The sequence below is a fragment of the Streptomyces sp. NPDC050997 genome (genome assembly GCF_040660135.1).
Taxonomy (GTDB): domain Bacteria; phylum Actinomycetota; class Actinomycetes; order Streptomycetales; family Streptomycetaceae; genus Streptomyces.
The window spans coordinates 80,284-106,589 of the sequence record NZ_JBFAGK010000002.1 but is presented as its reverse complement, the minus strand read 5'-3'; the positions used below and the strand labels follow the sequence as shown (position 1 = coordinate 106,589).

The window sequence follows — 26,306 nt, the reverse complement described above, 5'->3', positions numbered from 1 at the left end:
GGCCTGTACCGTGCTTTCCACAGTGCCGGCGTGCGACCGGGGACCGGGTGCTGATCGCGGGCGGTGGCACCGGCGGACGAAAAACAGAGCCGATGGACCCCGTGTGGACCATGCCCCCCCGCGTACCGGACGCGCCCGGTACGCTGTACTCGCTCCACCCCAGGTGGGCAGGGGCGCAGGTGGGTTGCCCGAGCGGCCTAAGGGAACGGTCTTGAAAACCGTCGTGGCAGCGATGTCACCGTGGGTTCAAATCCCACACCCACCGCTTGCTGGTCAGACGCATTGCAGGTCAGAAGGGGTGCCACTCTCCGGAGCGGCACCCCTTCTGCGTGCACCGTCTCAGCGCGTTCATCTTGGCCTCTTGGCCGTCCAGCACCTTGGCGTAGTAGCGCTCGAGGCCGACGACGCTCAGGCAGCGCCGTGCACAGAGGCGAGGTCTGTGCACATGTGCGCCCGGCGCGCATCAGATGCTTCGAGTGCGCCGCTTACTGATGGCCGCAACGTCAGTAGTGTTGCAGCGGCTTCGCCGTTTTCAGATGAGCCGACACCTGCACCGGACACAGCAGGCTCGCGTCCACACCGAAATTGACGCGGCCCATCACTGCAAGCGGACACGTGGTTGGGCGTCACACCGTGGACCGGTCAGGGAGGCATGTCGAATGCAGGAAGACCTCCGATGGCGTGTCGAGTGTCTATTCATGGTGGCGATTCGGCGCCCGGGGACCTACATAGTCGGCCTTTCTGGGGCCATCACCGGAATACTTGGTTCCCTGCAAATATCGGAGCCTATCCAAAGGGTGATCGGTGATATCGAATTTCTTACGTACAGTGACTGGGTGCTTTATATAGCTCTTACCGCAATACTCGGAAGCTTTCTCCTCGTGTGCTCACGAGTCGTGGGAGCGATCTGGGGAGCGCAACCCTTCGAGCGGATAGCGAGCTATATCGACTCATTAGAGGTGATACCCACCTTGGAGCAACAGGTGCATAATCGACTTCGGGACGACGCTGCACAAGGAGGGCAACCGCTTCGATGTCGATATCGACGTATCGAGCTGCACGAACTGGAGCTATTCAATCAGTTGAATCGCGAGGTGTTCAAGCACACCGCTTTCACCCTGCCACTGCACGTGATTAGGAGGAGGAATAACGAGCTGTTTAGTGCCGATCCAATGATGTTCGGGATAGTGGAAGCATCCAAGGATGGTCACTATACCCCCGTGGGCATGTCGCACATCATACCTCTGAACGATTTAGGGGCTTCCCTCTATGTTCGCAACGGTGGCCTGAAAGATTCCGAGATAAGTGCGCGGTACGCCGCCAAACAGGGGGAATGGTCGGATAGTCTCGTTTTATTCTCCATGGGAATTTTGAAGTCTTCCCGTGACTTGTTGAAGGATAGGCACCTGCTGCTTCCTGCAGTTTTTGCCGACCATCTCGTCGATCTGATATCTGAGATGTGCTCGCTCCATCCGGATAGGTCACATGTGCGCGTATACGCACAAACCGAGAAACCTAATGGAGGGATTGGGCGACTTCTGGCGCGTCTGGGTTTCGAAGAAACGTCCATCATTGGCGGAGATGGTTATCCGCTGTGGGAACTTCGATTGGCGCTACCGGAACGATCGAGAACCCAAGGTGTGCGCCCGACTTTGTCGGCAGTGGTAGGCGCTTGGCGCGAAATGCTTCCGTATAGGTGGGTGCGAGGGCGGTAACATGGGTAAATCAGTGTCTGAGCAAGCCGCCGATCTCGTTATGACCGGTGCTCGTGTCCGCCTCGGTCGCGGACTCTGGGCCGGCGCCGTTGCCATCCGGCGAGGCAGGATCGTCGCCCTGGGGAATGACGCTTCCAGCGTTCGCCACCTGATCGGACGACGTACTCGAGTCATCCACGCGCCGGGTGGGATGGTGATACCTGGATTCCAAGACAGCCACATTCACGCTCCCTTCGCGGGACGTGAGCGACTCCGCCTCGATCTCCACATCATGACAGGGCGGCACGCGTACTTGGATGCGATCGCTTCGTATGCTGCCACGCATCCGTCAGAGCCGTGGATCCTCGGTGGCGGTTGGTCGACAGATCACTTTTCCGGTGGGATTCCTCGTAAGGAGGATCTTGACGCTGTCGTTCCTGACCGCCCGGTCTTCCTTTTCAACAGGGACCTACACAGAGCATGGGTCAACTCACGAGCACTCGAGGCAGCAGGGATCACACGCGACACTCCAGATCCTGCTGACGGCCGGATCGAACGCGACCCTGTCACCGGTGACCCCTCGGGAATGCTGCATGAGGGAGCGGCCTACCGTGTCAACGATCGAATCGTCCCTTCGCCAACCCGCCAAGAGTGGGAGGCAGCGATTCTCCATGCGCAGAATTACCTGCACTCTCTTGGGGTCACGGGTTGGCAAGACGCCTGGGTCACCGCAGATACCCAGGCGGCGTACGAGGCGCTGGCCGCCCAGGGACGGTTGACTGCCCGTGTTGTCGGTGCCCTTTGGTGGGACAGGTACCAGGGCCTGTCACAGATTCCCGAGCTGCTCGAACGTCGGGAACGCGGGCTTTCGGTCGTATCTCCCACAGGGCATTTAGGATCCGGGTTCTACCCGACCTCCGTAAAAATCATGACGGACGGCGTGTTGGAGAATTTCACGGGAGCCTTGCTGCAACCCTACTGCAGCGGGTGTGGCGGTCATTGTGCCGACCGTGGTCTGACGTATGTCGATCAGGAGTTGTTAACAGCAGCGGCTACTGAACTTGACGCCCTTGGATTTCAGATACATCTGCACGCTATCGGAGACCGTGCCGTTCGTAATAGTTTGGACGCCCTCGCAAGCGCGCAAGCCTCCAACGGAAACACCGGCCGACGACACCACATAGCTCATGTCCAGGTCGTACAGCCACAAGATGTGGTGCGTTTCGCAAGGCTTGGCGTCGTTGCCAACTGTCAGGCGTTCTGGGCGAGAAGTACACCGGAAATGGATGAGATGACCATTCCCATCCTGGGGCCCGAGCGTGCACGGATGCAGTACCCGTTCGGAGATCTCTTTGCCTCAGGAGCGAAGTTGGCCATGGGTAGCGACTGGGCCGTGACCACGGCGAATCCCCTTGAGCAGTTGGAGGTGGCCGTGACTCGCATTTCGCCTAAAAACCGGGATCAGGCATCCTTTATCCCGTCACAGCGGTTGCGATTGGATGACGCTCTGGATGCCTTCACCTCGGGCTCCGCGTACGTCAATCATGACGACCAGGCCGGACAGATCGCCGTGGGCCGCCGGGCCGACCTGGTTCTGCTCGACACCGACATCTGTGAGCCGGGATTTGCCACCTTGGATGCGGCTCCGCTCGCGGACGTACGCGTGCGCCTCACCGTGTCGTCTGGGTCCATCGTTCATGACGATGAAGCATGACGCCAACTCTCCACCACCCAGAGCACAAACGCTGATCAGCACCACATCGCTGACGCTGCGGTTCGGGCTGGGCTGGGCTGTTCCGAGCTCGAGCGTTCACCCGCCTCCGTGATCCTCATCTGCGTTCACAGCCTTCGTGCGAGCCTCTGCTCGCAAGCCTTCGTACGAGAGCTCTTCTCAGGCCCGGTGCCCCGACATCCGTGCCGCCGATGCGATCGTCGCCCGAGCTTCGCGTTCGCTGAGCCCCGTGTTCAGGGCCGCGTCGACGAGCGGGTCGACGAGGGCGGGGCCGATGCCGTCCTCGTAGGCGCGGCAGGCGGCCCAGAACAGGCGGGTGTTGCGCTGGCCCTCGTGCGCGGCGAGGACGAACTGGACCAGGCCCTGGCCGTGGTCGCCGGTCGACTGGGGCGTGGGGTGGTGGGTGCGGGGCGGGGGCAGCAGGAGCCGGAGGAGCGCGGGTGGACAGGCCGCGGGGGCGAGGTGGGCGGTACCGGGAGCGGTGGCGTACTCGCCGTGGTCCGTGTGCGAGCCGGGGCCGACGAGGTAGCCGCCGGCTCCCCGGATGTCGATGCCGGGGGCGAGTCGGCCGGCCGAGTTGGGGACGACGACGTCCGGTGGACCACTCAGCCAGAGGTGCCGGCCGCCGCTCGGGGTCAGTACGACGACTGTGTCGGGGATCGTGAACAGGTGCCGCAGGGCGAGTTCGCGCAGGGCGGCCGAGGAGTTCGTACCGGACTTCGTGTCGAGGTCGACGCCGACCAGGTGGTGTGGCGGGAGGCCGCACGCGATGCCGTACCCCGTGGCCCAGGGCGCGGCGGCGAACAGTTCGCGGATGCGCGCCGGGTCGGTGGTGGCGTCGTAGACCCCGTGGCCGAAGCGTCCGCACTCGCCGTGGCAGGGCGGGGCCGTGGGGTCGTCGCGGTGGGGTGAGCGCAGGGCCGGGAGCTTCGCCCGGGACAGGGGGATGACGGCCAGTCCGCGTTCGGCGGCTGACAGGGCGTGTGCGAGGGCCAGCGTCGTGGCCTGCCGGTCGGTGGTGGCCATGGGTCCATGTTCGTACACACGTTCGAAAAAGGGAAGGGGTGGCGACCATGACTCGTCAGGTGGGCGGATTGGCTGGAAACGCGCCGGAACGCTTTACCTCTTGCGCCGCTTGGGGGTGGAGCTGCCTGCACTGTCCCGACCTGGGATTTTGCGTAGTGAAAGGGGTTTATCGACTTGTCATCACGCTTGAGGGCGAATAACGGCTTCCGGGTGGTTCGCCGGGGATTCGGTAGGCAACTCTGGTCTCGCGACGTCGAGCACGAATACCGGGGCGGTCGGCCAACTGCCCTGGCGGAAGCCGTACTTCACGTACTTCCGGCACTACTGCCGGTGCGTAATTTGTTCTTGAGGAACACCATGGCAAGCATCCGTACCGCCCGTGTCATCGCCGCCGTCTCCGCCCTCCCGCTGGCCGTCGCGCTCTTCTCCGGCGTCGCGACGGCGGACAACGGTGCGATCGCGGACGACGGATCGAGCGCGTCCGTGACGAATGCCAAGGCGGGCATCGTCGGCAGCGGCGTCGGCGGTGACAACGACGGCAACTCGTCCACCACACAGCAGCAGGCGGTCGGCTCCGGCGCCTCGAACCAGAGCAACACCGCCCAGGTCAACGGCTCAGCGTTCACGGCCATCAATCAGGGCAACGACAACACGTCCGTCAACTTCACCCCGCTGTGGTGGTGATCTGAGGGGGCCGGTGCTTCGGCGTCGGGCCCCTGGACTCTGGTGTGTGGGGTGCTCTGTGGGGTGACAAGTGTCTGCGCTGCGGTGCTACGGCATCGGCGCGCAGACGCTTTTGCGTGCGCCGGCTGTTTCGCGTGCGCGCGACTGTTGTGGTGGGCGGGCGGCTGTTCCGGTGTGGCGTGGGGGCGGCTGTCCAAGGTGTGCGGATAGCTGTCGCACGTGGCTGTCGCGCGTGGCTGTCGCGGGTGGGCGGGCAGCGCATTTGGCATGCGGGCCAGGCGACTTGGCCTTCGGGCCGGGCGTTCTCGGGTGCGGGCCGGTTGACTTGGCCGGTGGGACGACGCCTTGACACCTCTTCCTATCTGACGGACAGTCAGAAATCTTCGCGAGGACGGTGGGAACCGGTCCGGCGGCTGCGGTGTACCAGAAGTGTCTACGCGATGCGGCACGTGCCACGAGGCACGGCGCGGGACGGCAGGGAACGGCGGAGGTCGGCGAAGGCAGCTAAGGGCAGCGAGGGGGCGAAGATGGGCGAGCAGTCGGAGGTGCGCGGCCGGTCCGGAGGCAGCGGTGAGCTGATGGGCGGCGGTGAAGCGTGCGTCACGGACGATCCGGTCGCGAGCAACGAGCCAGGCGTCAGCGGTGATCCGCGAGCCGGCGACGAGCAGGCGGCCGGTGGCGACCCGCCCATCCTGGACATGCGGCTGAAGGCCTTCGAGGGGCGGCACGCAGCCGTGGCCGGCATCGGCAAGGACCCCGTCAACGCGCCCATGATCCGGCACTGGTGCGAGGCGATGGGTGACTCCAGTCCGGCGTACAGCGGACCGGAGGCGATCGCCCCACCCACCATGCTCCAGGTGTGGACCATGGGCGGCCTCTCCGGTCACACCGGGCGGACAGGGGCGTACGACGAACTGCTCACCCTCCTCGACGAGGCGGGCTGCACGTCGGTGGTCGCCACCGACTGCGAGCAGGAGTACGTCAGAGCTCTGCGACCCGGCGACGAGGTCACCTTCGACTCGGTCATCGAGGCGGTATCGGAGCGAAAGACGACCAAGCTCGGCGCGGGGTACTTCGTCACGACCCGTATGGACGTCCGGGTGGGTGAGGACCTGGTGGGCACCCACCGCTTCCGCATCCTCAAGTACGCCCCCGCACGCCGACCAGAGGAAAAGCCCTCACGTCCCCGCCCCGCAGCGCGCCCACGCCCTGTCGTCAATCGTGACAACGCCGGCTTCTGGGAGGGCGTTCGACAGCACCGGCTTCTCATACAGCGGTGCGCCGCCTGCGCGGCGCTCCGTCTCCCCTGGCTGCCGGGCTGTACAGCGTGTGGCTGCCCGGACTGGGACACGGTCGAGGCGAGCGGAGAGGGCACGGTCTTCTCGTACGTCGTCCTGCACCATCCGCCCTTCCCCGCCTTCGATCCGCCCTACGCGGTGGCCCTGATCGAACTCGCGGAGGGCGTCCGGACGATCAGCAACGTGGTCGGCTTGCCGTACGACAAGGTGCGGATCGGTCAGTCCGTGCGACTCGAGTTCCAGGAGTACGAGGACGAGTTGGTGCTGCCGGTCTTCCGCGCCGGAGGGGAGGCCGGATGAGGGCCGTCGGACATCGCATGAAGGCCGGTGACCAACTCCCGCCCCTGGAGATCCCGATCACCCGCACCCTCGTCGTCGCCGGCGCCATCGCCTCCCGCGACTACCAGGACGTGCACCACGACGCCGAGTTGGCCCGGCAGAAGGGCTCCCCCGACATCTTCATGAACATCCTGACGACGAACGGCCTGGTCGGCCGGTACATCACCGACCACTTCGGCCCCAGGGCGGTGCTCCGCAAGGTGGCCATCAGACTCGGCGCACCCAACTACCCAGGCGACTCGATGGTGTTGACGGGCACGATCGAGGACGTGACCGAGGACGTGATCGAGGACGTGACGGATGAAGTGGACGGCTACACCGCGACCGTCCGCGTGGTCGGAGCCAACGCGATCGGCAGACACGTGACCGGCACCGTCACGGTCACCGTGCCGAGAGGGGCGTCACCGGATCCGGAGGGGGCGAACGCGACGGTGGGAGGAGAGCCGGGGCAGCCGACGGAAGCCGAGGTACCGGGAGAAGCCGGGCAGCGGCCGGGGGAACTGGGGGAACTGGGGAACGCCAAGGAACCGGGGAAAGCCAAGCACCCGCCGAGCGAGCCCACGCACCGGCCCAGGGAACCGAGGGAGCCGCGATGAGCGCCCGCACGCGGGACTCGCTCGGCGGTCGGGCGGCGATCGTCGGCATCGGTGCCACGGAGTTCTCCAAGGACTCGGGCCGCAGCGAGCTGCGGCTGGCGGCGGAGGCCGTGCGGGCCGCGCTGGACGACGCCGGACTGCGGCCGGCCGACGTGGACGGCATGGTGACCTTCACGATGGACACCAGCCCGGAGATCACCGTCGCCCAGGCCTGTGGGATGGGGGAGCTGTCCTTCTTCTCCCGTGTCCACTACGGCGGCGGGGCGGCCTGTGCCACCGTCCAGCAGGCCGCGCTCGCCGTGGCCACGGGCGTGGCCGAGGTGGTCGTCTGCTATCGAGCCTTCAACGAGCGGTCGGGCCGCAGATTCGGCTCGGGCGTGCAGCACCGGGAACCGTCGGCGGAGGGGGTCGCCCTGGGCTGGTCCCTGCCCTTCGGACTGCTCACTCCGGCGTCCTGGGTGGCGATGGCGGCCCAGCGGTATCTGCACACGTACGGCCTGACCCCGGAGGCCTTCGGGCACGTGGCGGTGACGGACCGCGGATACGCGGCGACCAATCCGGCGGCCTACTTCCACGGCCGCCCGATCACCCTCGCCGACCACGCGGCCTCCCGTTGGATCGTGGAGCCGCTGCGGCTGCTGGACTGCTGCCAGGAGACCGACGGCGGCCAGGCACTCGTCGTCACCTCTGTGGAGCGGGCCCGCGACCTGCCCCACCCGCCCACCGTCGTCTCGGCGGCCGCCCAGGGTGCGGGCCGGGGGCAGGAACAGATGACGAGCTTCTACCGTGACGACCTGACCGGCCTGCCGGAGATGGGCGTGGTGGCCCGGCAACTGTGGCGGACCTCGGGCCTCACCCCCGCCGACATCGACGTGGGGATCCTGTACGACCACTTCACGCCGTTCGTGCTGATGCAGCTGGAGGAGTTCGGCTTCTGTGAAAAGGGGGAGGCGGCGGACTTTGTACGCCACGGTGAGTTGCCGCTGAACACACACGGGGGACAGCTCGGGGAGGCGTATCTGCATGGCATGAACGGCATCGCGGAGGGTGCACGACAGATTCGGGGTACGGCCGTGAACCACATACCGGGGGCGAGCCGGGTCCTGGTGACCGCGGGGACGGGGGTGCCGACGTCGGGCCTGGTCCTGGCCTCGGACGAGTGAGCCGCAGGGACCGCGGAGGGGTAACCCCCAGGGGTGATCCCGCAGTACCCCCGGTCCGCCAGTCCACCTTCAGGAGGTGGAGCCAGCCCCACCCCTACAACCTGAGGCGGACTTGTCTTCGGGACCTACGGCCGATGAGCCGCAGGCGCTCTCACTCATAGCGTTGAGCCATGACCACACCCGTCTGCACCAGCGCTTCGAAGGCCGCCGCACCGGCGACGCAGACCCGTTCGTACTCCACTTCGTACCCCACGTTCGCGTCGTACGTTAAGGCCCGTCAGCCGGTGCTGCTGCGTACCGCCCGGTCGCTCACCGCGAACCCGAGTGACGCGGAAGACCTGCTGCAGACCGCGCTCACCAAGACGTATGTGGCCTGGGAGCGCATCGAGGACCACCGTGCGCTCGACGGCTATGTGCGCCGCGCGCTGCTCAACACGCGTACCTCGCAGTGGCGCAAGCGCAAGGTCGACGAGTTCGCGTGTGACGAGTTGCCCGAGCCGGAGCCGGTGCCCGCCGGTAGCGACCCGGCTGAGCAGCAGGCCCTGCATGACGCGATGTGGCGGGCGATCATGAAGCTGCCCGCCCGGCAGCGGGCGATGGTCGTCCTCAGGTACTACGAGGACCTCAGTGAGGTCCAGACGGCAGAGGTGCTCGGGGTGTCCGTCGGCACGGTGAAGTCGGCGGTGTCCCGGGCGCTGGGCAAGCTCCGCGAGGACCCCGAGCTGGTACTGGTCCGCTAGCGCGGGCTCCGGCAGCGGGCCTGTGCGTGCGTGGCCGTGGGTTCCGGTAGGCCTGTGGCGCAGGTTCCGACACCTCCGACCCGGTACCTTCTTCATGCGATGAGCGCAACGTGACGTGATCGATCATCCTCCCCTAGTGACATACCGATCGGTATGCGCGCAGAATCTGCGCAACCCTAACTACCGCGCAGGCAATGTCGCCTCGGGAGGACGCCGTGCTGAGCACCATGCAGGACGTACCGCTGCTGATCTCCAGGATCCTGACCCATGGGTCGACGATCCACGGCACATCGCAGGTGATCACATGGACCGGTGACGACGAACCGCACCGCCGCTCCTTCGCCGAGGTCGGTGCCCGTGCCGCCCAGTTGGCGCACGCTCTGCGGGAGGACCTCGGAGTCGTCGACGACGATCGGGTGGCAACTCTCGCCTGGAACAACGCCGAGCACGTCGAGTGCTACTTCGCGATCCCCTCCATGGGCGCCGTGCTGCACACGCTCAACCTTCGCCTCCCACCGGAGCAGCTGGCCTGGATCGTCAACCACGCGGCCGACCGGGTGGTGATCGCCAACGGTTCGCTGCTCCCGCTGCTCGCCCCGCTGCTCCCGCACCTCAAGACGGTCCAGCACGTGGTGGTGACCGGGCCGGGAGACCGCACCCTCCTCGCGGGCGCCGCCGTCCAGGTGCACGAGTACGAGGACCTGATCGCCGGGAAGCCGACGACGTACGAGTGGCCGGAGCTGGACGAACGCCAGGCGGCCGCCATGTGTTACACCTCCGGGACGACGGGCGACCCCAAGGGGGTGGTCTACTCCCACCGTTCGGTCTACCTGCACTCCATGCAGGTCAACATGACCCAGTCGATGGGCCTGACCGACCAGGACACCTCGCTGGTCGTGGTCCCCCAGTTCCATGTGAACGCCTGGGGCCTGCCGGACGCGACCTTCATGACCGGCGTGAACATGCTGATGCCGGACCGCTTCCTCCAGGCCGCCCCGCTCGCCGAGATGATCGAGCGCGAGAAGCCGACACACGCGGCCGCCGTCCCCACCATCTGGCAGGGCCTGCTGGCCGAGCTCACGGCCAAGCCGCGCGATGTCTCCTCCCTCACCCAGGTCACCATCGGCGGCTCGGCCTGCCCGCCCTCGCTCATGGAGGAGTTCGACAAGCTGGGTATGCGGGTCTGCCACGCCTGGGGGATGACGGAGACCTCGCCGCTCGGCACGGTCGCGCGTCCTCCGGCCCACGCGGTGGGTACGGAGGAGGAGTTCGCGTACCGGCTCACCCAGGGCCGTTTCCCGACGAGTGTCGAGGCCCGGCTCACCGGCCCCGGCGGCGAACGCCTCCCCTGGGACGGCGAGTCGGCGGGCGAGCTGGAGGTCCGGGGCCCCTGGATCGCCGGTGCCTACTACAACGGCCCCGATGCCGAACCCCTGCGCCCCTCCGACAAGTTCAGCGAGGACGGCTGGCTGAAGACGGGGGACGTGGGATCCATCTCCCCGGACGGCTATCTCACCCTCACCGACCGCGCCAAGGACGTCATCAAGTCCGGCGGCGAGTGGATCTCCTCGGTGGAGTTGGAGAACGCGCTGATGTCCCACCCGTCCGTCGCGGAGGCGGCCGTCGTCGCCGTCCCCGACGACAAGTGGGGCGAGCGCCCGCTGGCCACGGTCGTCCTCAAGGAGGGCACCACCGCCGACTTCGAGTCCCTGCGCGCCTTCCTCGCCGACGAGGGCCACATCGCCAAGTGGCAGCTCCCGGAGCGCTGGTCGATCGTCGAGGCGGTGCCGAAGACGAGCGTCGGAAAGTTCGACAAGAAGGTGCTGCGCAGGCGGTACGCCGACGGGCAGCTGGACGTCACGAAGCTCTGACGCCCTGACGAACTCACGCGTCGACGCCGGTGCCGAGCGGGGCCCTCACGGTCCCTGCTCGGCACCGGCGTCCCTGCTCGGTACCGGCACACACGTCACTGTCAGGGCCAGGGCCAGGGCCAGGTCGGCCACGTGGGACGCCACCAGCGCCTGCGACGCCACCAGCCCCGCCTGCGACGCCACCAGCCCCGCCTGCGACGCCATCAGATGCAGCCGCAGCGCGAGCGAGGCCCACGCTGGTCGGTGCCGTCTCGTGCGTCAGTTGGTGCCGATGCGGGCCAGCAGGTCGACGATCCGCGACTGCACCTCGGTGCTCGTGGACCGCTCCGCCAGGAACAGCACCGTCTCGCCGGAGGCCAGCCGCGGCAGGTCGGCCTGGTCGACGGCGGCGGTGTAGACGACGAGCGGGGTGCGGTTGAGCTGGCCGTTCGCGCGCAGCCAGTCGAGGATGCCGGCCCGTCGCCGATGCACCTGCATCAGGTCCATCACGACGAGATTCGGCCGGAGCTGCCCGGCAAGCGTCACCGCGTCCGCGTCACTCGCGGCCCGCGCGACCTGCATCCCGCGCCGCTCCAGCGTCGCGGTCAGCGCGAGCGCGATCTCCGCGTGCTCCTCGATCAGCAGCACGCGCGGCGGGTGCTGCTCGGTGTCACGCGGCGCCAGTGCCTTCAGCAGTACGGCGGGATCGGCGCCGTACGCCGCCTCCCGCGAGGCCTGCCCGAGCCCGGCCGTCACCAGCACCGGCACCTGGGCCGCGACCGCCGCCTGCCGCAGCGACTGCAGCGCGGTCCGGGTGATCGGACCGGTGAGCGGGTCCACGAAAAGCGCGGCGGGGAAGGCCGCGATCTGCGCGTCGACCTCCTCGCGCGAGTGCACGATCACCGGCCGGTAGCCGCGGTCGCTGAGCGCCTGCTGGGTGGTGACGTCCGGCGCCGGCCACACCAACAGCCGTCGCGGATTGTCGAGCGGCTCCGGCGGCAGCTCGTCGTCCATGGGTTGCGGCCGTGGCGGGTCCGCCACCTCGATGGCACCGCCCGGACCGTCCAACGGCTCGGGCCCCTCGGCCGCGTTCTGGTCCGGTGCCCCTATGGCATACGACCGCCCCGAGCCCTCGGTGGCCTGCGCCAGCCGGGACTGCCCGGCCAGCGACGGCTGCGACTGCGGTTGCTGGGCCTGCGAGGGTACGAGGGGCTGGTCGGCCTGCGGGTGCGAGCGGGCCGTCTGCTCCGGGTGCCCGGAAGCGGGATCGGTCCGCGTACCGAGCTTGCGACGCCGACCCGAGCCGCCTGTCTGATGCGGGGGAGGCGTGGCCGACGGAAGGGCGGAGACGGGTGCGGTCACCGGATGCGGCGCCTGGGCCTGCCGCACGAACGGCACCCCCTGCCCGAGCGTCCGCACGCTGATGGCCCTGCCCTGCGTGGAGTTCGGGTCGACCGCCGGTTCGGGGGGCGCGGTGGGTGTGGCCGCCGGAGGGGCGGGTGTGGTGGCGGCGCCGGGTGCGGGTGTCGCGGCCGTCGCACCCGTTGCCTCGGCGGGGAGGGGCTGGGCGACGGGCGGCTGCGCTGCGGCGGCCTCCGGGGGGAGGGGGGTGCCGGGAGCGGGGGTGGCCGTCTGCGCGGGCGGTGCGGGCTGCGCAGGCGGTGCGGGCTGTGGGTTCTGGGGGGCGCCGGGGATGCCCTGACCGGGCGCGGCCTCGGCCGGGAGCGGCTGGCCGGTGGCGTGGGCGTCGGGCATGCCGTGGGCAGCCGGGCCGGCCTGAGCCGGGATGCTCTGGGCGGGCAGGGAAGGGTTGGGCACGCCGGTCTGACCGGGCGCGATCTGTCCCGGCGCGGGCTGCCCGGGTACGGGAGCGCCAGGCGCGGGCTGCCCAGGTACCGGCTGGCCCGGTGCGGCTTGGTTGGGCAGGCCGACCTGACCGGGGGCGTTCTGCGCGGGACCGGCTGCGGGCGCGGGGGCAGGGACACTCTGGCCCTGCGCCGCAGGCGCCGGTGCCGGTGCCGGCGCGATCGCGGCCTGCGCCCCGACCGGCTGGCCCGGTGCCGTCTGAACCCCGTGAACGGCCGTGCCCGGCGCGGGTACCGTACCGCCCTGGCCGACCACCCCACCCTGACCGGCGGCCGGAGCCGCCTGGCCCACGTGGGCCTGAGGCGCACCCGGCTGAGGCGCACCTGCCTGGACCGGCACTCCCTGCGCCGCGACGCCCTGGTCCGGGACCTCCTGCACGGGCGCCCCGGCGGCCTCCAACTCCGCCCGCTGGCCGACCGCCCGGCGACGGCGCCCCGTGGGCGCGTTCGTGGGGTGCGGCTGCGGCGGAGTGTGGTCGTCGGCCTGGCTGTGCGGCACGGCGTCGTGCCGACCGTCGTCGACACCGGCGTCCGCGGGAACCCCCTGGCCGGGAACCCCCTGGCCAGGAACCTGCACCTGCTCCGGAACCGGGCCCGCAGCGGGCGCGGGCGCGTGAGCGGCGGCATCGGTGCCGGTGGCGACGGACGGAGCGGGCGGCACAGCCTGCCCGTTCGCCCCCTCCGTCGTGCGGTCCGCCTCGGCGGGCGGCAGGGCGAACACCGTACGGGGTCCCGCCTCCTGCGCGGCGGCGCGCTCCGTGGCGGCGGCCAGTGCCCGCCGGCGGCGTCCTGTCGGCTGCTGCGGATTCCCAGTGGAGTCGGCCGACGGACCGGCGGCCTGGGCCGGATCGGCGGAGGCCAAGGCCGGCAGTGCCGGCGGCAGCGCGTGCTGTTCACCGGCGTCGAGCCGGGCACGACGTCCGTCGGGCGCGGGCACGCCCTGCGGCGGCACCGTCCCGCCCAGACCCGTACCGGCCGCCGCGGTCCCGGCCGCGTGCTCGGCGGCGGTGACGACCGCCCCTTCCGAGACGCCCGCACCCCCCGCGATGGCGGCGATCGCCCCACCGGCGTCAGCGCCGCCCGTACCACTCGCACCGGCACCACTGGTGATCTCGGCGGGCCGTCCCCGGCGCCGTCCGGTACCGCCGGACGCCTCACCGGCCTCGCCCGAGGCCTGGGCCGGGATGGGGGCGGGTTCCTGCGCGGCGGCGCCCCGCCGCCTGCGCCGACCGGTCGGCGCCACGGACTCCGGGTCGGCTTCGTCGCTGTCGGCGCCCGGCAGCTCGCTCTCCAGGAAGGCGTCGGTGGTGGCCCGCCGGGCCCGCCGCCGTCCGCCGCCGGAGGTGGCCTGTTCGGGCAGCGCGACCTCGCCGGGTCCGGCCTCCAGCGCGGCCGGTCCCGGAGCCGCGACGGCTCCGGCCCCACCGCCGAGGGGCACTTCGAGGACGTAGGCACTACCGCTCATGCCCGGCACCACGTGCGTCTGCAGCACACCGCCGTGGGCCCGCACGATGCCGCGCACGATCGGCTCGTGCACCGGGTCTCCCCCTGCGTACGGCCCGCGCACCTCGATCCGTACGACCTCGCCGCGCTGTGCCGCCGCCACGACGACGGTGTTGTCCATGTAACCGCCCGCCGAAACGTGCGCGTTGCCGGTCGCGTCGACGCCGGCGACGTCCGCGACGAGGTGGGCGAGCGCGGTGGCGAGCAGCCGGGAGTCGACCTCGGCCTCGATGGGCGGCGCGTGCACGGCGAACTGCACCCGCCCGGGCCCGATCAGCTCCACGGCCCCTTCGACGCCCGCCGCGACGACGGCGTCGAGCATCACCTTCGTACGGGTGATGCCGGCCGCCCCGGTGTCGAGGCGCTGGTACCCGAGGACGTTGTCGATGAGGGTCGTGATCCGTGAGTAGCCCGCCGACAGGTGATGGAGCACCTGGTTGGCCTCGGGCCACAGCTGCCCGGCGTCGTCGGCGGCCAGGGCGGACAGATCACGGCGCAGTTCGTCGAGGGGGCCGCGCAGCGACTGCGAGAGCAGGGTCAGCAGCTGCTCGTGCCGTCCGGAGAGGGCCTCGTAGCGGTCCTTCGCGCGCTCCCCGAGGGCGGCGTACCGCTCCTCGCCCGCGGCGAGCTCCTCCTCGTGCTGCTCCTGGATCTCCTCCAGTTCGGTCACGTGCTTCTGGCGCAGCGAGGTGAGCTCGGAGGCTTGCTCCTCGGAGAGCCGTTCCAGCTCGTCCTCGTGGCGCTTCTCGGCGGCCGCCTTCTCGTCGGCGAGCGCGTCGTACGGCCGCCGGTCGGCGAAGGTCATCACGGCACCGACGAGTTGGTCGCCGTCGCGGACGGGCGCGGTCGTCAGGTCGACCGGAACCCTGTCGCCCTTCTTCGACCACAGCACCTGCCCGCGCACCCGATGCTTGCGCCCGGAGCGCAGGGTGTCGGCGAGCGGTGACTCCTCGTACGGGAAGGGCGTGCCGTCGGGACGGGAGTGCAGCACGAGTTCGTGCAGCTCACGGCCGCCGAGGTCGCTGGCCCGGTAGCCCAGTATCTGAGCGGCGGCCGGGTTGACGAGGACGATCCGGCCGTCCGTGTCCGTCCCCACGACACCCTCGGACGCGGCCCGCAGGATCATCTCGGTCTGCCGCTGCGACCGGGCGAGTTCGGCCTCGGTGTCCACGGTGCCGGTCAGGTCCCGTACGACGAGCATCAGCAGCTCGTCGGCGCTGTAGCCGTAGCCGTCGTAGGCCTGCTGGCCGTTCTCGAGGTTCGCGCTGGTGACCTCGACCGGGAACTCGGTCCCGTCGGTCCGCCGGGCGACCATCCGGGTCGGCTTGGTCCGCCCGCGCGGATCCATGTGGTCGGGCCGACGCATGGACCCGGGGATGAGCTTGGAGTCGAACTGCGGCAGCAGATCGAGCAGCCCGCGTCCGACCAGAGCGGTCCCCGGCGTCTCGAAGGCCTCGAGCGCGATCGTATTGGCGTTCACGACGGTCCCATTGGCGTTGACCAGCACCAACGCATCGGGAAGCGCATCCAGTATGGCTGCGAGGCGAGCAGCGCCTCGGGATGGCCTGCTGCTCACGAGACGCTTCCTCCCTGTTACCGCACCTTGCCGACCGCTCGGGCCATCTTGCCAACCGGCCCGCGACGTGTCACGCGAGGGAGTCTACGGGCAGCGGTTGCGCTCGCGACGCCGGATGAGAGGGAGGTCGCACGACGAAGTGACGCAGAACATGTGACCGCATACTCGACCACACGCCTGGGCTCCCGGTTCGCCTCCACGTGACCTGGGCGGGACCGTCTCGGGACCTTTACGGAGCCGGGGCGTCCGCCATGAAAACGGCGGGGGCGGGTGGCCGACCCGGGACGCCCGGTCGCCCCGGATGCCTGCCCTGCCTGACTGTCAGCCTGGCGGCGCTCAGGAGCCGGAGCCCAACTTGGGCAGCAGCGGCACGAGCCGGTCCCACCGCCCGATCTCACAGCCGTTGCTGCGGTCGAACGTCGCGTCGACGGGCCGCCCGGCCCAGGTCCCGGTGACATGCGCGGTGGCGGGCCCGCCGTACTGCATGGTGCAGACGCTGTCCCCGGGCACCGGCCCGAAGACGTCCTTGCCCCACCGGGTGTTCCGGTCGACGACGGCACACGCGCCGCTGACGTCGGGATGGCTCCCCCGACCGGGATGACAGTTCACCTCGTACGTCCCGTCGGCACTGACGCCCGCCTTCCGCACGGTGACGGTGAGGTGATCGCCGACTGGCTCCACCCGGTCCTCGTCCCGGACGGGCGGGGGCGCGAGGGGGATGGAGGCGGCGGCGGGAGTGCCAGGAGTGAAAGGAGTGAAAGGAGTGGAGGGGGCGAAGGGCACGGCGGGAGCGGCTGCCGCGGGCAGGGCGGTGGCCATGGGCACGGATGCGGCGGCGCCGGCGGAGCCGACGGCGACGAGGAGACGGGCGAACCCTGCGAACCGGCTGCGCCGGGCGACGTATGACATGCCCTGACTAACGCGGTGGGCCGCGGGACGATGCGGCGCGGGGCCGCCGGACCGCCGGACCGCCGGACCGCAGGTAAGGACTTTGCCCTGCGGCCCGCCCGCCTAGTACCGTGGGAGGCGATTGGTGACACCGCGCTCGACTGTGTCATCATCTGCACGCACCACTCGCGCTCGCGCGGGAGGTTGTGCTGGAGGCGTCGCCTAGTCCGGTCTATGGCGCCGCACTGCTAATGCGGTTTGGGACTTCAATCCCATCGAGGGTTCAAATCCCTCCGCCTCCGCACCAGATCACGAAGCCCCGGTCCACAGGCCGGGGCTTCGTCGTCTCCCGCCATACCCCTTCTGGAGCCTTTCCGCAGGTCACAAGGGGTATGGCTAACGGATTTCACATGGCGGCGGCAGTCATGTAATGTTCTTCCTGTCGCCGCGAGCGGGCCATAAGGACCAGGAACGGCACAAAACAAAACAAGCACTCGTAGCTTAACGGATAGAGCATCTGACTACGGATCAGAAGGTTGCAGGTTCGAATCCTGCCGAGTGCACACAGGTGAGAGGCCCCGGAGAGATCCGGGGCCTCTTGCGTTTCAGGGGCGTACAGCAGCGAAGTGCACGCCACTTTCGGGTGGACCTTGAGCGCGACCAGGAGTGAGCTGCACGTGTGGAGCTAGTCGCGCTGCCTCGCGCCGTGGAATCTGCGGTGCAGGTCGCGGACCTCCGTCACCAGTTCCGGGACCGGCCCCTCCACGACTACCCCGGGGGCGACCTCGTTGACTGGCAGGGCGCGTACTGGAGGTGCTGGAACCCCCAACTCGCCGAGCCATGTCTGGAGTTGCTCGGACGAGGCCACGTACACGATGCGGCCGAGACCGACCCAGGCATGCGCGGCCGCGCACATCGGGCAGTGCTCGCCGGAGGTGTAGACGGTCGCGGCCGTCCGCTGCTCGGGCGTCAGGTGGGCGGCGGACCAGCGGGCAAGCTCGAACTCGGGGTGCCGTGTGTGGTCTCCGGAGGCCACCTCGTTGTGACCCTCGGCGAGCACCGAGCCATCCGCGCCCACCAGCACCGAACCGAACGGCTCGTCCCCCTTCGCCAGCGCCTGGGCTGCCAGCTCCACGCAGCGGCGCAGGTACGGCAGTTGGGCTTCCGTCGCCATGGCGTACGGTCCTCCTCACATCGCGATCTTCGGGCGCAGCCTACGTCCGTCTGTGGCGACCGGGAAGGCGCACCGGCGGGGGCGTTACCGGCGCCCAGGGAGTGACCTGGGTTCGAATCCCGCCGAGTGCACAAAGGTGAGAGGCCCCGGAGGGCGGGTCAGTCCAGGTCGGACAGGTCGAGTACGAAGCGGTAGCGGACGTCGTTGTGTTGGAGGCGGGTCAGGGCCTCGTTCACGTGGGTCGAGGGGAGCAGTTCGATGTCGGCGGTGACACCGTGCTCGGCGCAGAAGTCCAGCATGGCGGCGGTGGCGGGCCTGCCGCCGCTGCCCGCGGAGCTGAGCTTCTTGCGCCCCACGAGCAGGTCGGTGGTCTCCACGGTGACGGGGCCGAGGTGTCCGAGGTGGCTGAGCGTCCCGTCCATGGCGACCAGGCGTAGGTAGGGGGAGAGGTCGTGCGGGGCGGAGATGGTGTCGATGACGACGTCGAACCGTTCACGGGCGTCGGTCATCTGTTTCGGGGCGGTGGAGACGATGAGATCGGCGGCGCCGAGGCGACGGGCGTCGTCGATCTTGTCCGGTGAGCGGCTGATGACCGAGGTGTCGGCGCCCAGCGCCACGGCGATCTTGACCGCGAGATGGCCGAGACCGCCCAGTCCCGCCACGGCGACACGCGTCCCCGGACCCACGCCGAGGGCGCGCAGTGGCTCCCATACGGTGACCCCGGCGCACAGCAGTGGAGCCGCGGCGGCCGGATCCAGAGCGGCGGGGAGGGCGTAGGCGAACCGGTCGCGGACGACGTACTCGCGGGAGTAGCCGCCCAGGGTGGTCGATCCGTCGTGCCGGTCGAGGCCGCCGTAGGTGAGGGTCGGGAAGTCGTGGCAGAAGTTCTCCTGGCCGGCTCGGCACATGGCGCACGTGCCGCACTAATCGACGATGTTGCCGACCGCCACCGGATCACCGACGGTGAAGCCGGTGACCTCGGGCCCGGTCTCGGTCACCACACCCGTGAACTCGTGCCCCGGCACCACGCCATGGGCGCGGACGGCGTGCAGGTCGGTGTGGCAGACACCGCAGTAGTCCACGCGGATCGCGAGGTCGTCGGGGCGTAGGTCGCGCCGTTCCAGTGGTGTCCGGCGCAGCTTCCGCAGGGGTGCCCGCTGCGATGTCGCCTCCGTGCTGGTCGACTGCCAGCCGACTGTGGTCCTCATGACGCTCCACTCCGCTCCACTCGTATAGACAGACTGTTCGGTCTGCTTTGCTGTCAATTACAGAGGTGCGGGGCGTCAGGCAAACCAACTGTTCTGTTTGGTAGTGTGGCGGGCATGGTTGACCAGCCCCTGACCTCGCGTGGCGTGGCGACGCACCGGCGCATCATCGAGGTGGCGACCCAGGAGTTCGCCGAGCACGGGATCGCCGGAGCGCGCATCGAGCGGATCGTGGCCGCCGCACGCACCAACAAGGCCCAGCTCTATGCCTACTTCGGCAACAAGGAAGGGCTCTTCGACGCGATCTTCTTCAGCTCCCTGGAGCGGATCGTGAACGTCGTCCCGATCGACGCCACCGACCTCGCGGACTGGGCCGTGCGCCTCTACGACGAGTACCTGCGCCGCCCCGATCTCATCCGCCTGGCCACCTGGGCGCGACTGGAGCGACGCCCGGCAGGTCACCTGGTCGACGACCCCGACCGCCTCGACGACAACAAACTGCGCGCCATCGCCGAGGCGCAGGCCGCCGGCCTGGTGCGCCGGGGGGACCCGTTCGACGTGATGGCCATGGTGATCGCCATGTCCATGGCCTGGTCGCCGGTCAGCAACGTCTACGCGGCGACCGTCGATGAGCCCCCGGAACTGCACGAGCGGCGTCGAGCCCTGCTTCATGAGAGCGTTCGCCGCGCGATGGCGGCCGACTAGTCCCAGCCAGGAGCCGACAGTCCTAGCCGTAGAACGGGCCCGGGGTGCTCCACGTCGAGTGGCCGAAGACGTTGTCGTCGGCGATGGTGACCTTGACGTTGCTGACCTTGAGGCCGTACTGGGCCGGGGTCATGCCCGTGGGGCAGTCCACCGTGACCGCCGGGAAGTTCATGTAGAACAGCGGGCCCGTGTCCTGGGTGGGGTTCGCGCGGAGCTCGTAGAGGACCCAGTTGGCTTGCGGGTAGTAGTAGTTGTGTATCAGCTCCTGCTGCTCGGTGCGGACGACGAAGCTGGTGCTGTGGTCGAAGGTGCCGTCGGGGCGCAGGCACCCGAAGGTGCGGGCGGTGTCGGCGTAGGCCTTGAACGATTGGTCGGTGCTGCTCAGGCCGGCGATGTAGCCCGGCTGGTTGCGGACGTTGTGCAGGGTGACGCCCAGTTTGAAGCCGCCGCAGCCCGGGGTCGGGTCGTAGTCGTGGTACGTGTTCAGACACTTGCGGTCCCCGAAGGCGGCGGTGGGATCCGGGTTGTAGGGCTTCGGGACGACGGTGCCGTAGAACTTCACCGTCGCCGAGACGCCGTCGGCGGTGGGTGCTGGGATGTCGACCGTGGTGGTGGCCTGGGCGGTGCCCGGGCCGGACAGGGCGAGGCCGGTGGCGGCCAGCAGGGCGATGGTCAGTCGCGTCAGTGCTCTTCGTGTCTTCCGTGTCTCCCGCATGCGGAGAAACCCCCTCGTGCACATGGTGCACTCTCATACGAACAGTGACATACAGACAGTGACATGGGCACGCTAGTCGGTCATTGCCTGGTCATCCGGCAAAAGCCTCGGTCCTCACAAACGGAACGTTCCAGTCGTTCGCCGGGCGGGGCTTCCGTGTCGTGGCCTGCTTCCGGTCGCCGCCGGTGAAGACGAACAGGCGCAGGACCAGGAAGCGGCCGATTCCGGCGAGACCGGACGCGGAGAGATAGACCGCCTGCTCCCACAGCAGGCTCGGCGACGACCGTACCGACTGGAGCATGAACATCGCGGCGCAGGTCACCACGTACGCCGCCGTCGCGGAGCCCGCGGACTGCAGGTGGCGGCGCCAGCCGGGGCGGCGGCCCGTGCCGAAGGTGAAGAGCGCGTGCAACTCGGTGCACAGGAGGGTGGACGCGACGGTGATCACCGCGTTCGCGGCCGCCCAGGGCATCGTCGCGGCCAGCAGCGGTACGGCGAGGCCGGCGAGGAGGCCGACACCGCCGCCGCAGATCACGAACCGCAGGAAGGAGGTGAGGGGGCCCGGAGTCGCGGAGGTGCCGCGGACTGGCCGGGGCTCGCCGCGCGTGGGCTGCGGCTTCGGCGGGAGCGGCGACTCCATGACGTTTCCTTCCGGACGGGGCGGGCTTCGTTGCGTCGTCAGCTGAGACCGGTCCGACTTCAGGCGACCTTCGCGGTCGGGCTTCGGTCGGACTTGAGTCGAGCTTCGATCGGGCTTCAGCCGGGGCCAGTTGGGATCAGCCGGGGGGCGGCGGGATCCGTTGGGATCGGCTGGGTTCAACGATGCCGTCGTCCGCTAGCGGGAACGATGGAGCGGGCTACCGGACTGGGGGTATGGCCAGCTACACCACCCGGGTATCGCGCCGGGTGTCACGGTCGGGGTTACGCCGGGTTTCACGGCCGGTTTCACGGCCGATTTCACGGCCGGTTCCACGGCCGGTTCCACGGCCGGTTCCACGGCCGGTTCCACGGCCGGTTCCACGGCCGGTTCCACGGACGTGTCGCGTCCGGAGTCGCGTCAGGGGTCACTTCCCCCTTGCGTCACTTCCTCTTGGCGTCCTGGTCCCGGAGTTCCTCGATGTAGCTGTGGGCGACGGCCGTCGCGCGGGTGAACCAGTCGGTGATGGCGGCCAGTTCGTCGGCGGGGTAATCGGCGAAGAGGTCGTTCAGGCGGGCGTAGTGGGGCTCGTAGAGGGCGACCACGCGGGTGACGGCGTCCGGGACGGCGGCCACGCGGACGCGGCGGCGGTCCGCGGGGTCTGGGACGCGGGTGACATAGCCGGCGCGTTCGAGGCGGTTGAGGATGCCGGTCACGCCGCCGGTGGTGACGTGCGCGCGTTCGGCGATGTCGCCGGCCGTCAGGAGGTTCTCGCCCGCCTGAAGGACGTAGGCGAAGCACAGGAGGTCGCTGACGTTCAGGCCCAGTCGCTGGGCCATCTCCTGTTGGCCGAGCAGGTGGGCCGCGACGAGGGAGTCCATCGCCGACAGTGCCTGGGCCGGAGTGGCAGGGGGGCGCGACTTGGCTGGCATTGCGGGTTCCTGTTTCCCTTAGCTTGTGAGAGGTTCACGTAGTAAATTACTTACGCTGTGAGATACCCGTACGGGAGGAAGGCGGGCACGTGAGCGCACATCAGTATGACGAGGGGCATACGGTCGCAGGCTGGACCGGTTTCGGCATCGCGACCGTCGGGACGGCGGTGCTGGGGCTGGGTGTGTGCGTGGTGTCCACTCCGCTCCTGGTGGCTGGGGCCACGATCGACGTCGTGAGCCTCCTCGTCACCTGGGCCCTGCATCTCACCGGCTGGGGCAAGCCGCCGGGGAAACGGCCGAGGGAGCAGTGGGGGATACGGGTGCGGGACACGGGGGCGCGGGGCGGGCATCCCGGGTGTGTCGGGTGCCGGTTGGCGGGGCGGGGGCTCGGCGTACGGCAGCGGCGGCGACAGCGGTGGACGTCGCGCCGGTGGACGGCGAGACGCCGGTGGCAGGTGCGGCGGCGGCGTCCGTCACCGCCGGCTCCGGCAGCTGAACCCCGCCCCGACTGCGCCCCAGCCGCCATTGTCAGTGGTGCCCTCTACTCTCGTGAGCGATGGCACAGGCATGGAAGTGCTCGGGGCTGCGGTGGTCGGGGGACGGTCCCGTGCTGGTGTGGGACGGCGGGCGGCGCAGTGCGCTGACCTGGGGGAAGCGCGTGGCCTTCGGGGTCGCGGAAGGGGGCGGTCGGACATGTGTGGGTGCGCGGAGGCATCCCTGTCCGGTGCGGGCGGCCGTGTCGGGGCGCAGTACGGGGGCGCGGTGCGAGGAGTGCGCGCGGCTGGACCGGGCTCACTCCGTCGCCGCCGACACTCTCGCGGACGACCCGCGGCCGTACCGGGTGTATCTGGCGTGGTTCGGTCCCGGGATGGTCAAGGTCGGGATCACCGCCGAAGAGCGCGGCTCAGCCCGGCTGTTGGAGCAGGGCGCCGTCTGCTTCAGCTGGCTGGGCACCGGCCCGCTGATGGCGGCCCGGCGTACCGAGGAACTGCTGCGCGCCGCACTCGGGGTGCCGGACCGGATTCCGTACGTCGAGAAGCGGGCGGTACGGGCCCGGTTGCCGGGGTCGGCGGACGAACGGGCCGCTGAGGTCACGGAGTTGCACGGGAGTGCGGTGGCCCTCGGCGGCTGGCCGGAGTCGCTCGCGCCCGCGCCCTGCCAACCCGTCGATCACGTCGACGAGTTCGGGCTCACGGACCTTCCGTCAGCCGTCGGCGAGGTGGCCGAGCTTGCCGCCGGGGGCGTGGTGAGTGGCCGGCTGGTTGCGGCCGCCGGGCCGGACCTGCACCTGGCGACTGGGACCGGCGCAGTGGTCGTCCTCGACACGCGGCTGATCACCGGGTGGGAGCTGGTTCCCGCCGAGGGAGACGAAGTCACCGTGCCGGTACGGCAGTTCAAGGCGCCGTCGAGCGTGCAGTCAGGGTTGTTCTGACCAGGGCGGCGGCAGGTTCGGCACGACACCGGAGACCGCCAAAAACCATGAATCGTCGATGAAGGGTTCCCAAGGCTTCCCTGAGAGTCACCTGTGCGTTTCTCAGGAAATTCACAGACAGTCGAAAGGGTGTTCTCAGGGGACCTCGGCATGGTCTCACTATGACCACGACCTCGCCCCAGGGGCGCACCGAACTGCTGAGGCCGGACGGGAGCCCCGTCCGAGTGCTTGTGGTGGACGACGAGCTGTCGATCACCGAACTCCTGTCCATGGCCCTTCGCTACGAGGGCTGGCAGATCCGGAGTGCCGGTGACGGCACGGGCGCCATACAGACCGCCCGTGAGTTCCGTCCCGACGCCGTCGTCCTGGACATGATGCTGCCCGACATGGACGGGCTGGCCGTGCTGGGCCGGCTGCGGCGTGAGCTGCCGGACGTGCCGGTGCTGTTCCTGACGGCGAAGGACGCCGTCGAGGACCGGATCGCCGGGCTCACCGCCGGTGGCGACGACTACGTCACCAAGCCGTTCAGCCTCGAAGAGGTCGTGGCCCGGCTGCGCGGTCTGATCCGGCGCTCCGGCGCGGCCGACCGGCGCTCCGACTCCGTCCTCGTCGTCGGGGACCTCACCCTGGACGAGGACAGCCACGAGGTGTCGCGGGCCGGCGATGGCATCCACCTCACCGCCACCGAGTTCGAGCTGCTGCGCTTCCTGATGCGTAATCCGCGGCGCGTGCTCAGCAAGGCGCAGATCCTCGACCGTGTGTGGTCGTACGACTTCGGTGGCCAGGCCAACGTGGTCGAGCTCTACATCTCCTACCTGCGCCGCAAGATCGACGCCGGCCGTGAGCCGATGATCCACACCCGTCGCGGTGCCGGCTACCTGATCAAGCCCGCGGTGTCATGAGCGGACGACGACGGCCGCGTGCGCAGAAGCGAGCAGGTAAGCCCCGCACCCTGCGGACCCGGCTCGTCGTCGCGTCGGTGGTGCTGATCGCGGTGGTCTGCGCGGTGATCGGCACGGTGACGACGCTGGCGCTGCGGTCGCATCTGTACGAGCAGTTGGACGGCAAGCTGCGCGAGACTTCCATGCGCGCGGTGGGCGGCCGTATGGACGGCAAGCAGCCGCCAAACGGCGAAGACAAGATCCCGCCTAACGCGAACGACAACACCCCGGCGAGCGCCAGGGCCGCGAAGTTCGTCACGCAGGGCCCGACGCAGCCCAAGACCATCGCCGCGTACGTGACGAGCGGCAAGATCGCCAGTGCCGCCATCGCCGAGCAGGAGAAGGACAGCAACGGCGCCTTCAAGGACATGCGCGCCGGCAGCCTCAACGCGGCGCAGAAGGCGGCCCTCGCCTCCGTGGCGAAGGACCGCAACGCCCACTCCGTGGACATCCCGGGCATCGGGGAGTATCGCGTCGCGTACGTCACCAGCTTGGACGGCAGCGACTCGTACTACGTCGCCCTCCCCACCGACGACGTCAACAGCACCATCAACACCCTGATTCTCGTGGAGCTCAGCGTCACCGCCGCCGGTCTCGGCGCCGCCGTCTTGGCCGGCTATGTCCTCGTAGGAGTCGCCACCCGCCCCCTCCGCCGGGTCGCCGCCACCGCCACCCGGGTCTCCGAACTGCCCCTGCACACCGGCGAGGTGAACCTCAGCGAGCGGGTGCCCGTGTCCGAGACCGACCCGCACACCGAGGTCGGGCAGGTGGGTGCCGCGCTCAACCGGATGCTGAACCACGTCCACGGGGCTCTGCACTCCCGGCAGCAGAGCGAGATGCGGGTACGGCAGTTCGTCGCGGACGCCAGCCACGAGCTGCGCACCCCGCTCGCCTCGATCCGCGGGTACGCCGAGCTCACCAGACGTGGCAGAGAGGAGGTCGGACCGGACACGCGGCACGCCCTCGGGCGTATCGAGTCCGAGGCCGGCCGTATGACTCTCCTCGTGGAGGACCTCCTGCTGCTCGCGCGCCTCGACGCCGGGCGGCCGCTCCAGTTCGAGCAGACGGACCTCGTACCGCTCGTCGTGGACACCATCAGCGACTCCCGCGCGGCCGGCATGGGCCACAACTGGCGCCTCGACCTGCCCGACGAACCGGCCCTCGTCTCCGCGGACGCGGCCCGGATCCAGCAGGTGCTGGTCAACCTGTTGGGCAACGCACGCAAGCACACGCCGCCCGGTACGACCGTCACCGCACGGGTGCAGCGGCGCGGCCCCTGGATGTGCGTGGACGTCGAGGACAACGGTCAGGGCATCCCGTCCGAGCTGCTCCCGCACGTCTTCGAACGGTTCGCGCGCGGCGACTCGGCGCGTTCCCGGGCCACCGGCTCGACCGGTCTGGGGCTCGCGATCGTGGAGGCCGTGGCGACCGCGCACGGCGGTGCGGTGACCGTGGACAGCGCTCCCGGGCGCACCGTCTTCACCATGCACCTGCCCGCGCTGGGTCCCGTGATCCCGCATCCGGCGCCCGAAACGAACTGGCAATCGCACTCACAGGCACAGCACAGCGCCGCCATATGGGTGCAACAGGGGGCCTGACCAGAGTCGTTTC

Annotated in this window: 19 protein-coding genes, 3 tRNA genes and 3 pseudogenes; 16 read left to right on the top strand and 9 right to left on the bottom strand. The window is 69.4% G+C overall.

Going from position 1 to position 26,306, the window contains the following annotated elements:
• Window positions 1-178: 178 nt before the first annotated feature.
• The 3 genes from AB0H86_RS03550 (at window position 179) to AB0H86_RS03540 (ending at window position 3,408) form a co-directional block, all read left to right on the top strand.
• Window positions 179-265 (top strand) — tRNA-Ser (locus AB0H86_RS03550).
• Between the two features lie 706 nt (window positions 266-971).
• Window positions 972-1,715 carry a hypothetical protein gene (locus tag AB0H86_RS03545; protein WP_362432467.1) on the top strand — a complete coding sequence of 248 codons (744 nt, stop codon included), beginning with the start codon at window positions 972-974 and terminating at the stop codon, window positions 1,713-1,715.
• 1 nt (window position 1,716) lies between these two features.
• A complete protein-coding gene (locus tag AB0H86_RS03540) occupies window positions 1,717-3,408 on the top strand; it encodes an amidohydrolase (RefSeq protein WP_362432465.1) in 1,692 nt (563 codons plus the stop codon).
• Window positions 3,409-3,585: 177 nt separating this feature from the next.
• On the opposite strand, the gene AB0H86_RS03535 is transcribed toward AB0H86_RS03540, so the two are convergent.
• Window positions 3,586-4,452 carry a bifunctional DNA primase/polymerase gene (locus AB0H86_RS03535; protein ID WP_362432463.1) on the bottom strand — a complete coding sequence of 289 codons (867 nt, stop codon included), beginning with the start codon at window positions 4,450-4,452 and terminating at the stop codon, window positions 3,586-3,588.
• A 357-nt stretch (window positions 4,453-4,809) separates the two neighbouring features.
• Here AB0H86_RS03535 and AB0H86_RS03530 point away from each other — a divergent pair, with 357 nt between their 5' ends.
• The 6 genes and pseudogenes from AB0H86_RS03530 to AB0H86_RS03505 all read left to right on the top strand — a co-directional run bounded on the left by AB0H86_RS03530 (window position 4,810) and on the right by AB0H86_RS03505 (window position 11,143).
• Window positions 4,810-5,136, top strand: coding sequence for a hypothetical protein (locus AB0H86_RS03530; RefSeq protein ID WP_362432461.1), 327 nt, complete (start codon window positions 4,810-4,812; stop codon window positions 5,134-5,136).
• Window positions 5,137-5,834: 698 nt separating this feature from the next.
• Window positions 5,835-6,734, top strand: a complete 900-nt coding sequence (locus tag AB0H86_RS03525; RefSeq protein ID WP_362433635.1) for an OB-fold domain-containing protein — start codon at window positions 5,835-5,837, stop codon at window positions 6,732-6,734.
• A gap of 17 nt (window positions 6,735-6,751) precedes the next feature.
• A pseudogene (locus tag AB0H86_RS03520) lies at window positions 6,752-7,171 on the top strand (protein dehydratase); the annotation flags it as partial.
• A gap of 194 nt (window positions 7,172-7,365) precedes the next feature.
• A complete protein-coding gene (locus tag AB0H86_RS03515) occupies window positions 7,366-8,532 on the top strand; it encodes a lipid-transfer protein (protein WP_362432458.1) in 1,167 nt (388 codons plus the stop codon).
• 170 nt (window positions 8,533-8,702) lie between these two features.
• The gene (locus AB0H86_RS03510) at window positions 8,703-9,272 is read left to right on the top strand and encodes a SigE family RNA polymerase sigma factor (RefSeq protein ID WP_362432456.1); all 570 of its coding nucleotides are present in this window, start codon (window positions 8,703-8,705) and stop codon (window positions 9,270-9,272) included.
• Between the two features lie 194 nt (window positions 9,273-9,466).
• Window positions 9,467-11,143, top strand: coding sequence for a long-chain fatty acid--CoA ligase (locus tag AB0H86_RS03505; RefSeq protein ID WP_362432454.1), 1,677 nt, complete (start codon window positions 9,467-9,469; stop codon window positions 11,141-11,143).
• A 45-nt stretch (window positions 11,144-11,188) separates the two neighbouring features.
• Here the strand turns inward: AB0H86_RS03505 and AB0H86_RS03500 are convergent, their stop codons facing one another.
• The 3 genes from AB0H86_RS03500 to AB0H86_RS03490 form a co-directional block, all read right to left on the bottom strand.
• On the bottom strand, window positions 11,189-11,347 hold the full coding sequence (locus AB0H86_RS03500) for a hypothetical protein (protein WP_362432452.1): 159 nt from the start codon (window positions 11,345-11,347) through the stop codon (window positions 11,189-11,191).
• Window positions 11,348-11,401: 54 nt separating this feature from the next.
• Window positions 11,402-16,021, bottom strand: a complete 4,620-nt coding sequence (locus tag AB0H86_RS03495) for a PAS domain-containing protein (RefSeq protein WP_362433633.1) — start codon at window positions 16,019-16,021, stop codon at window positions 11,402-11,404.
• A 381-nt stretch (window positions 16,022-16,402) separates the two neighbouring features.
• Entirely contained in the window at window positions 16,403-16,975 is a 573-nt protein-coding gene (locus AB0H86_RS03490) for an SSI family serine proteinase inhibitor (protein WP_362432450.1), read from the bottom strand.
• Window positions 16,976-17,165: 190 nt separating this feature from the next.
• On the opposite strand from AB0H86_RS03490, the gene AB0H86_RS03485 reads away from it, so the two are divergent.
• A tRNA-Ser gene (locus tag AB0H86_RS03485) sits at window positions 17,166-17,256 on the top strand.
• 188 nt (window positions 17,257-17,444) lie between these two features.
• Window positions 17,445-17,517 (top strand) — tRNA-Arg (locus AB0H86_RS03480).
• A gap of 122 nt (window positions 17,518-17,639) precedes the next feature.
• On the opposite strand, the gene AB0H86_RS03475 is transcribed toward AB0H86_RS03480, so the two are convergent.
• Both AB0H86_RS03475 and AB0H86_RS03470 read right to left on the bottom strand, forming a co-directional pair.
• A complete protein-coding gene (locus AB0H86_RS03475) occupies window positions 17,640-18,128 on the bottom strand; it encodes a nucleoside deaminase (protein ID WP_362432447.1) in 489 nt (162 codons plus the stop codon).
• A 158-nt stretch (window positions 18,129-18,286) separates the two neighbouring features.
• Window positions 18,287-19,336 (bottom strand): annotated as a pseudogene (locus AB0H86_RS03470) (NAD(P)-dependent alcohol dehydrogenase).
• 114 nt (window positions 19,337-19,450) lie between these two features.
• Between AB0H86_RS03470 and AB0H86_RS03465 the strand changes: the two are divergent.
• A complete protein-coding gene (locus AB0H86_RS03465; protein ID WP_362432444.1) occupies window positions 19,451-20,038 on the top strand; it encodes a TetR family transcriptional regulator in 588 nt (195 codons plus the stop codon).
• A 22-nt stretch (window positions 20,039-20,060) separates the two neighbouring features.
• Here AB0H86_RS03465 and AB0H86_RS03460 read toward each other — a convergent pair whose 3' ends face one another.
• The 3 genes from AB0H86_RS03460 to AB0H86_RS03450 all read right to left on the bottom strand — a co-directional run bounded on the left by AB0H86_RS03460 (window position 20,061) and on the right by AB0H86_RS03450 (window position 22,322).
• Entirely contained in the window at window positions 20,061-20,753 is a 693-nt protein-coding gene (locus tag AB0H86_RS03460; protein ID WP_362432441.1) for a hypothetical protein, read from the bottom strand.
• Window positions 20,754-20,844: 91 nt separating this feature from the next.
• A complete protein-coding gene (locus AB0H86_RS03455) occupies window positions 20,845-21,393 on the bottom strand; it encodes a GtrA family protein (protein WP_362432439.1) in 549 nt (182 codons plus the stop codon).
• Window positions 21,394-21,833: 440 nt separating this feature from the next.
• Window positions 21,834-22,322: a MarR family transcriptional regulator gene (locus AB0H86_RS03450; protein ID WP_362432436.1), complete on the bottom strand. Its 489-nt coding sequence runs from the start codon at window positions 22,320-22,322 to the stop codon at window positions 21,834-21,836.
• 89 nt (window positions 22,323-22,411) lie between these two features.
• Here AB0H86_RS03450 and AB0H86_RS03445 point away from each other — a divergent pair.
• The 4 genes and pseudogenes from AB0H86_RS03445 (at window position 22,412) to AB0H86_RS03430 (ending at window position 26,293) form a co-directional block, all read left to right on the top strand.
• Window positions 22,412-22,818 (top strand): annotated as a pseudogene (locus AB0H86_RS03445) (HGxxPAAW family protein).
• Window positions 22,819-22,878: 60 nt separating this feature from the next.
• A complete protein-coding gene (locus AB0H86_RS03440) occupies window positions 22,879-23,754 on the top strand; it encodes a DUF2797 domain-containing protein (protein WP_362432434.1) in 876 nt (291 codons plus the stop codon).
• A 161-nt stretch (window positions 23,755-23,915) separates the two neighbouring features.
• Window positions 23,916-24,656, top strand: coding sequence for a response regulator transcription factor (locus AB0H86_RS03435; protein WP_362432432.1), 741 nt, complete (start codon window positions 23,916-23,918; stop codon window positions 24,654-24,656).
• Entirely contained in the window at window positions 24,653-26,293 is a 1,641-nt protein-coding gene (locus AB0H86_RS03430) for a HAMP domain-containing sensor histidine kinase (RefSeq protein ID WP_362432430.1), read from the top strand. The genes AB0H86_RS03435 and AB0H86_RS03430 overlap by 4 nt, the downstream gene beginning before the upstream one ends.
• Window positions 26,294-26,306 lie beyond the last annotated feature (13 nt).

Coding starts and splice junctions, on each gene's coding strand:
- AB0H86_RS03455 (WP_362432439.1), bottom strand. CDS start 21,393: ATGGAGTCGCCGCTCCCGCCGAAGCCGCAGCCCACGCGCGGCGAGCCC.
- AB0H86_RS03490 (WP_362432450.1), bottom strand. CDS start 16,975: ATGTCATACGTCGCCCGGCGCAGCCGGTTCGCAGGGTTCGCCCGTCTC.
- AB0H86_RS03465 (WP_362432444.1), top strand. CDS start 19,451: ATGGTTGACCAGCCCCTGACCTCGCGTGGCGTGGCGACGCACCGGCGC.
- AB0H86_RS03540 (WP_362432465.1), top strand. CDS start 1,717: ATGGGTAAATCAGTGTCTGAGCAAGCCGCCGATCTCGTTATGACCGGT.
- AB0H86_RS03505 (WP_362432454.1), top strand. CDS start 9,467: ATGTCGCCTCGGGAGGACGCCGTGCTGAGCACCATGCAGGACGTACCG.
- AB0H86_RS03510 (WP_362432456.1), top strand. CDS start 8,703: ATGACCACACCCGTCTGCACCAGCGCTTCGAAGGCCGCCGCACCGGCG.
- AB0H86_RS03500 (WP_362432452.1), bottom strand. CDS start 11,347: ATGGCGTCGCAGGCGGGGCTGGTGGCGTCGCAGGCGGGGCTGGTGGCG.
- AB0H86_RS03440 (WP_362432434.1), top strand. CDS start 22,879: ATGGCACAGGCATGGAAGTGCTCGGGGCTGCGGTGGTCGGGGGACGGT.
- AB0H86_RS03450 (WP_362432436.1), bottom strand. CDS start 22,322: ATGCCAGCCAAGTCGCGCCCCCCTGCCACTCCGGCCCAGGCACTGTCG.
- AB0H86_RS03475 (WP_362432447.1), bottom strand. CDS start 18,128: ATGGCGACGGAAGCCCAACTGCCGTACCTGCGCCGCTGCGTGGAGCTG.
- AB0H86_RS03530 (WP_362432461.1), top strand. CDS start 4,810: ATGGCAAGCATCCGTACCGCCCGTGTCATCGCCGCCGTCTCCGCCCTC.
- AB0H86_RS03430 (WP_362432430.1), top strand. CDS start 24,653: ATGAGCGGACGACGACGGCCGCGTGCGCAGAAGCGAGCAGGTAAGCCC.
- AB0H86_RS03525 (WP_362433635.1), top strand. CDS start 5,835: ATGCGGCTGAAGGCCTTCGAGGGGCGGCACGCAGCCGTGGCCGGCATC.
- AB0H86_RS03535 (WP_362432463.1), bottom strand. CDS start 4,452: ATGGCCACCACCGACCGGCAGGCCACGACGCTGGCCCTCGCACACGCC.
- AB0H86_RS03435 (WP_362432432.1), top strand. CDS start 23,916: ATGACCACGACCTCGCCCCAGGGGCGCACCGAACTGCTGAGGCCGGAC.
- AB0H86_RS03515 (WP_362432458.1), top strand. CDS start 7,366: ATGAGCGCCCGCACGCGGGACTCGCTCGGCGGTCGGGCGGCGATCGTC.
- AB0H86_RS03460 (WP_362432441.1), bottom strand. CDS start 20,753: ATGCGGGAGACACGGAAGACACGAAGAGCACTGACGCGACTGACCATC.